The following is a 6,288-nucleotide window of genomic DNA, read 5'->3' as shown; positions in this document are numbered from 1 at the left end:
CGTCGACCGGTAGTAGAAGTTGACCGTCGGGTCCTGGCTGCAGTCCGGCTCCTCCGAACCATTGGTGCACGTCCAAGGCTCGATCAACGGCCCGGAGAACACCGGACCACCCTGAGCCGCGTTCACCACGTCGAGCCGCGCACCGCTGCCGTCGGACAGCGTGGCCGTGATCACGCTGGAACCGACCGGGAGCACCCTGACCAGGCCTCGCAGACCCGGACCGGCGGCGACGAAGGAGGACGAAACGTCGACACCGTCGACATCGACCACCACGGCGGTGAGGTCGGACCCGGCCGGCACGACGATCTCGACGAACGCATCACCACCGCTGACGAGGTCAGCGCGACTCGACAACGTGCGGACCTGCACGGCATCGCCGTTGTCGATCGGGTCGAAGGAGGAATACGCAGGCACAGCCATCTGGTCCGCGCCGGTCCGGGCGGACGCCATGGGCGCAGAGGCAATGCAGAGCCCAAACAACAGCATCACCACCGCTGCCAGGAGTCGGTGGGTTCTCATTGCGAACCGATCCCAGACATGACCGCGACGGTACAAGACATGACCGCGACGGTAACTGTCGTCCAGATCCGGACCACCATCGGTCCCGGGTGGTCGGAGATGCCGCCGAGCACCTGACCCGGCGGGAGCTCGAAAGGATCTCTGGTGTGTGTCCGCTTGTGTCGTTCGCCCGTCAATCTTTCTCAAGCGTGTTTACGAACCCGTCAGCACGAGGACACGCCCCGCACCTCGAGCGATGACAGGCCACATGACGCCGGCGTCGATCTCCGCGACGGCACCATCCCCGAATGCCGGGTGGTCGACGCCGGTGCTTCCCACGGCTTGTCCCCGAATCCCGCGCGGCATCGTTCCCGGACCGCCGCCTACCGGAGCGCTTGCGTAAGCGCCGTTCGGTTCGCCCATTCGCGACCCCAGCCGACGCGTTATCGGGCGCGCGTTCTGTCGCAGCGTGCCACCGCCGCGGGCCCGAGCCCTTGCGGTGGTGCGGTTCCGAGTCGCCCTCTCCTCAGCTCCGGCGGGAGGCAGCCTTCTTCTTTGCCGGAGACTTTGAACTCGCCTCGTACTTGAACGAGACCTTGACCTTGGCGCGGTATGCCGAGACCTTCCCGTTCTCGAGCTGCATGTCGAGCTCGACGACCTCGGCCACCCGAAGATCACGTAGCGACTGCGATGCCTTCGTCACCGCCGCTGCGGCCGCCTTCTCCCATGACTTCGTACTCGTCCCGATGAGCTCGACCACGGTGTACACGCTCTCTGCCATGACAATTCCCTCCGTCGATTTGGCCACACGCTAGGCGCGACGTGCCGTCGAAGTCTTGAGACACGGCACGCCGCCACAAGGCCTCGACCACGCCCGCAGGTTCTCTCTCGGCCCTGTCACCTGTGGCCCGTTCAGGCGCGCGCTACGCGCCGATCGCGCGGGCGTCGGCAGCGGTCGTGGCGGCGGGCTATGCGCGCCTGATCGGAGCAGCTTCCCGGTGGACAACGCAAGCGCGAGCCGGCAGTATCTGAGGTCTCGGTCGCCGGGCTCGGCGACATCCGAGTGTGAGGAGCGCAGACATGTACGCGATCGTTGGGGTCAGCAAGTTGGGTCCTGAGGCCAAACCGGAGATGGCGCAGGGAATTCTGGCCAACCTCCGTTCGGCGCCAGGCTTCGTCAGCGGCACCTTCACCCGGTCTCCAGACGGGAAGAACGGCCGCAGCATGGTCCTCTTCGAGACTGAGGAGGCAGCGGAGACTGCGGCCGCGAACGCGCGGGCGAGCATTCCAGACGATGCTCCCGTGGAGATCACGTCAATCGAGGTATACGAGGTCGTGGCACACGCCTGACCACGGCGCGCGGCAGCCCCAGACGTACAACGGGTCTCTCTCGTGGCGGCTGCCGCCCCGAGGTGCCGATCGGTCGACCAGGGGATCGAGCAGTGAGCCGCCCAGATTGCCACTGGAGATGCGCCGTTCGGTTGCATGTGTACGCCGATGCGGTCGGGGTTTGTGGGCCTCCGTTCAGCGAATAAGCGCCGATAGGGACGCTCCCGCAGAGCCACCCAACGTCGTTCGGTGCGGTCGATAGCTGGTGTCCTCTACCGGCACATTGTGGACGCGTCGTTCCTGGCCAACTCCGCCCCGGCAAGCCAGCAGTCGCGAGCGGCTACCCCTCGACGTAGGCAACCAAGGGAGGCAGCACCCCGTGCTTCTCCATGGCCGCGGCGAGCTCCGGGGGTGGCGACCCGAGCGCCGCCATCACCCCGTCGACATCGCTGACGTTGGCCGACACGGCAACCAGCTTGCTGCCACCGTGTGCCACGTGGTCGACGACGTCCGAACCACCGAGCCCGGCGATCGCCTCGGCCCGCTCCGCCTTGAATCCCAGCCACTTGTCGACATCAGCGACTCCGTGGGTGATCACCATCTTGGGCATCGAGTGCTCCTTGCAGCTGAGTGTCGCGACCTACGACGCGGGCGGCGAATCTAGCCGATGCACGATCGAGCCGCTTCGAAGCTGGACACCCCACGGGCCGGCTACGAAACGGTCTCGTGAAAGCCAGGGCTTTCCCGACGATCGTCGTCAAGCGCCCCCGATACGCGCCGATAACTCGCGCGTGGACGATGCAGTGCACGGGAGTTCTGCGCGCTCGTTACGTGCGCCGAGGACAGTAGTGACCGTCCCAATCTGATCACCGCGAAGACACGGTTTGCCTACGAGCGGGGTGAGACAGAGGTCACGGTCGGGCATGATCCTCAAGCCACGCGGCAAGATGTCGCCGTGCTGGGGCGAAACGCGGTGTTGGGGACGGTCGTCGCCGCGGTTGGCGTGCTGGCGAGCGGTGCTCAGCCGTCGGGGGATGGGGGTAGGAGCGCCGTGGAGTTCGAAGAGAGCGTGAGAGACGACGGTCGGGCTCTTCTGCGCCGGTTCGAGGTGCCGCAAGCGGTTGTCGTGGCTGGGTGGCCTGAAGGGACTGCGGTGATCCCGCTCCCTGAGAACGGAGAGGAGGCTGTGTTCCAGGTCGCTTCGTTGTCGAAGACGGCCACGGCGCTGGCGGTCCTCATGCTCGGCGAGCAAGGACGATTGCGTCTGGACGACCCGGTCACCTCGCACCTGGTGAGCTGGGAGCCAGCGTCCGGCGGTCTCGGCCCTGAGGGAGTCACGATTCGGCGGCTGCTGAGCCATACCGCAGGACTGCCTGTGGGGGTGCCTGCTGCTGAGCTGGACAGGCCCGCGGCGCCGGACGTCCCGCCACCACCCCTGCCCGAGGTGCTCGACGGGATCCACGGCCACGTCGCGGCGCGGATCGTGACCGAACCCGGTGGCGCGTTTGTGTACTCGAACCCGGGCTACGGGATCCTCGAGCTTGTGATCGAAGACGTGACCGGGCAGCCCTACCCGGACGCCATGCGGGCGCTCGTCTTTGATCCCCTGGGCATGTCAAACTCCGGGTTTCAAGAGGAGCCGGCGCTGTTGAGCCGGGTGGCACCCGGGCATCGTTCCGCCGGCCGGCGCGCTGACCGGTACCGGCAGCTGCCCCGATCCGCAGGCGGGCTGCTGTCAACCGGGCCCGACATCGCCAAGATGGTTCGCGCGCTGGTGACGCCGTCGAGCGAGGGCGGGCTGCTCAGCGCCGACTCGCTTGCAGAGATGCACACCGTTCCCGACGCGGCACGTGGTGCCTTCGGCCTCGGTGACGCAGGCGGCTATGGGCTCGGCCTCGCCGCCGCCACGCTTCCCAGCGGACGTCGATTCCTTGCCAACAACGGATCACACGAGGGCTACAACGCCCTGTACGTCGCCGTGCCCGACCAGCGCAGCTACCTGGTCGTGCTCACAAATGCCGAGACAGGCATCGGCCTCGAACTTGAACTCGCCCTGAGATGGTTCGATGACGTCATCGGGGAGCGACCGTCGATCGCGACCACCTTCAGCACCGTTCGCCGCTTCGTCGGGCTCGGAACGATCATGCTCATCCTGCTCGCCGTGGTCGTGCTCGGGCGACAGGTCTTCCAACTCAGCAGCGGCAAGAGACGCTGGCTGGGACGACCGCGACTCCGCCGGCTCACCCTTCGGACCCTGCCAGCGGCCGCCGTAGCAAGCCTGCTGCTCATCGCCCTCAACACTGGAGCGTTCACCTCCAGCATCGGAGGTCTCCCCCCGGCCCGCCTCATCTCCGGCAACTACGACAACCAGGTAGCGTTGCTGGCAGCCCTCCTCGCGGCCTTGGGCGCCCTCACGACTCTCGCCCCGCCAGCAACCTCAAACCAGGCTCGTTCGACTCAGCGGCTGCGCCAGTGGGCAGGCGTCGTGCGGCCAACAACCCGCTGATCATCACCGACTCCCCGCCGGCTACGCGCCGTTCTGTTCGCCCGATCGACTCACCGAGATCGGCGTTCGGTGTGCGCGTTCTGTGTCCGGTTGCTCGGCTCCTTGAGGTCAGGCGCGCACGGTCAACGGACGCCGGCGACACCATCTCGCACCAGCAAGGCGGTAGCGAATCTCAGGTGGCGGCGCCCTCCTCCTCGTAGAGGTGCTCGCCGCGGCGTAGACGGCGGGCGATGGAGATCGTCGTCGACAGCTGGCGGCGCGTCGGCGTGTGGGCGGCGAGGAACCGGGCGATGCCGGTGAGGATCAGGGTGGATGGCTCGGAGTGCTCGGGCCAGGCGTGGGCCTGGCGGACGCCGGCTTCGACCACCTGGTACCAATGGAACCCGGCGTCCTCCTCCAACAAGGCGTGGCCGAGAGCGGCGACGACGTCGGCTCGGTTCCCGCCGCCTCGCAGGTAACCGGCGACGGTGGCACCGGCTGCGTCGACGTGGCCCTGGGTCCGCCAGCCTTCTTCGAGGTGGGCGAGGTCGCCGGTGGTTGTGGCGGGTAGTCGGGCCGCGGGGACGTTCAGGAACCGGTCGAGGTAGACCCGCAGCCCGCACTGGAACACCCCTCGGAGCAGCTCGACGGAGCTTCCCCGGCGTAGGGCCTGGTGCAGGGCGTTGGCGGCGGTGAAGGCGTGATGGACGGTGTTCCAGTCACCGAAGTCGTTCTGCGTGTGGAACCGGGTGATCCGCAGCGCCGCTGCGTAGGCGACGGCCCGTGCGAGGGCTTCGCCGGTGGCTCCGGCTGCGACTGCGTCCTCGAGCGCTGCCACCACCTGCGTCGGATCGTCATCGAGCACCCGCCACGCCAGCGCCTCGGCGTCGTAGTGCGGGTCGACGCCGTTGGCCTCCCCCTCGGCGACGAGGCCGGGGAGCCGCTCGTTCGTTCGGCGGAGCATCGCCGCCAGGTCGTCGGGGTGGCGCCACGGCGACGTCTCCTCCTCCCTCGACGCCCGCGCCGTCTGGAGGACGAGCGTGGGCAGCAGGAGTGGGGCCGCTTCCTCGCCAACGTGGGTGAGCGCCTCCATTGCCTTGTTGGTGAAGTCGAGGGTGTGACCCTCGTCGATGAAGACGTGGTCGGTCACCGCGGCCACCATCACCGCCTCAGCGTCGGTCGGTGAATGCGTCGCTAAGACGGTGGCCAGCGTCCGTTCGGCCGCATCGGGGGAGCGGGTGTCGATGAACCGCCGGTACCAGCGGGCCAGACGGACCAGATCCACCTCGCCCGAGCCGAGCGGAGCCAGGGGGAACCGTGGCGCCCGGCCGCGGGTGTCCGACGAGACGAACGTGAGGCCGTGGACGAGGGCGGCGGCCCGGTCGTCCGGATGGAGGTGCGGGAGGAGGTTGGCCATGGCCACGAGCACCGTCATGCCCGCGCCCCACCCGTCATGGCGGTTCTTCGCCCCGAACTCAAGGCCCGTGCGAACGATCTGCTCCGGCGCCGCCCCTGCCTCGAGGAGGCCGAGCACCGCCTTCGCGATGACGAGGTCGAGGCCGTCCTCGAGGCCGTCGGAGAGACGGTTCTCGAGCCCCTCACGCGGGTCGGGCACCGCCCGCGCCCACACCCGCACCCGCCCATCCTCGATGGCGCTGTCGAAGGCGCGGGCGTCGTCCGCGAACAGATCGAGGGTGCAGCCCGACTGGAGATCGAAGCGGGCGTGGTGCCAGTGGCAGGTGACCAGTCCCGCCTCGACGGTCCCCCGGTGCAAGGGGAAACCTAGGTGCGGGCATCGGTCCTCGATGGCGTAGGGCCGGTCGTCATGCCAGAACACGACAACGGGATGCTCTCCGACCTTGGTGACCAGCTTCCCGTCCCGTCGGAGGTCGTCGACCGAACCCGCATCGACGCCGCCGGAGCTCTCCTTGGTGATCGTCATGGCCGTAGGGTAAAAGTTCAAGTGCACTTGAGGT

At 68.0% G+C, this 6,288-nt stretch carries 6 protein-coding genes; 2 read left to right on the top strand and 4 right to left on the bottom strand.

The features are described from left to right. Positions 1-486: DUF6351 family protein (locus VMN58_10920; protein HUF33705.1), on the bottom strand; the 486-nt coding region annotated here is incomplete at its 3' end. 538 nt (positions 487-1,024) lie between these two features. After that, a complete protein-coding gene (locus VMN58_10915) occupies positions 1,025-1,279 on the bottom strand; it encodes a dodecin family protein (protein HUF33704.1) in 255 nt (84 codons plus the stop codon). Between the two features lie 299 nt (positions 1,280-1,578). Here VMN58_10915 and VMN58_10910 point away from each other — a divergent pair, with 299 nt between their 5' ends. Further along, positions 1,579-1,848: a hypothetical protein gene (locus tag VMN58_10910; GenBank protein ID HUF33703.1), complete on the top strand. Its 270-nt coding sequence runs from the start codon at positions 1,579-1,581 to the stop codon at positions 1,846-1,848. A 319-nt stretch (positions 1,849-2,167) separates the two neighbouring features. Here VMN58_10910 and VMN58_10905 read toward each other — a convergent pair whose 3' ends face one another. Then, complete coding sequence (locus VMN58_10905) at positions 2,168-2,437, bottom strand: hypothetical protein (GenBank protein ID HUF33702.1); 270 nt, start codon at positions 2,435-2,437, stop codon at positions 2,168-2,170. A gap of 441 nt (positions 2,438-2,878) precedes the next feature. Between VMN58_10905 and VMN58_10900 the strand changes: the two genes are divergently transcribed. Further along, positions 2,879-4,333 (top strand): serine hydrolase domain-containing protein, encoded by a 1,455-nt coding sequence (locus tag VMN58_10900; protein ID HUF33701.1) that lies wholly within the window; start codon positions 2,879-2,881, stop codon positions 4,331-4,333. 172 nt (positions 4,334-4,505) lie between these two features. Here the strand turns inward: VMN58_10900 and VMN58_10895 are convergent, their stop codons facing one another. After that, positions 4,506-6,254: a Rieske (2Fe-2S) protein gene (locus tag VMN58_10895; protein ID HUF33700.1), complete on the bottom strand. Its 1,749-nt coding sequence runs from the start codon at positions 6,252-6,254 to the stop codon at positions 4,506-4,508. Between the last annotated feature and the right edge of the window lie 34 nt (positions 6,255-6,288).

The organism is Acidimicrobiales bacterium, from assembly GCA_035512495.1.
GTDB lineage: Bacteria > Actinomycetota > Acidimicrobiia > Acidimicrobiales > CADCSY01 > DATKDW01.
This window is presented reverse-complemented; position numbering and strand designations above follow the sequence as displayed.

Excerpts from the sequence above, each read along its gene's own strand:
- VMN58_10895 (HUF33700.1), bottom strand. The coding sequence starts at position 6,254 with ATGACGATCACCAAGGAGAGCTCCGGCGGCGTCGATGCGGGTTCGGTC.
- VMN58_10905 (HUF33702.1), bottom strand. The coding sequence starts at position 2,437 with ATGCCCAAGATGGTGATCACCCACGGAGTCGCTGATGTCGACAAGTGG.
- VMN58_10910 (HUF33703.1), top strand. The coding sequence starts at position 1,579 with ATGTACGCGATCGTTGGGGTCAGCAAGTTGGGTCCTGAGGCCAAACCG.
- VMN58_10915 (HUF33704.1), bottom strand. The coding sequence starts at position 1,279 with ATGGCAGAGAGCGTGTACACCGTGGTCGAGCTCATCGGGACGAGTACG.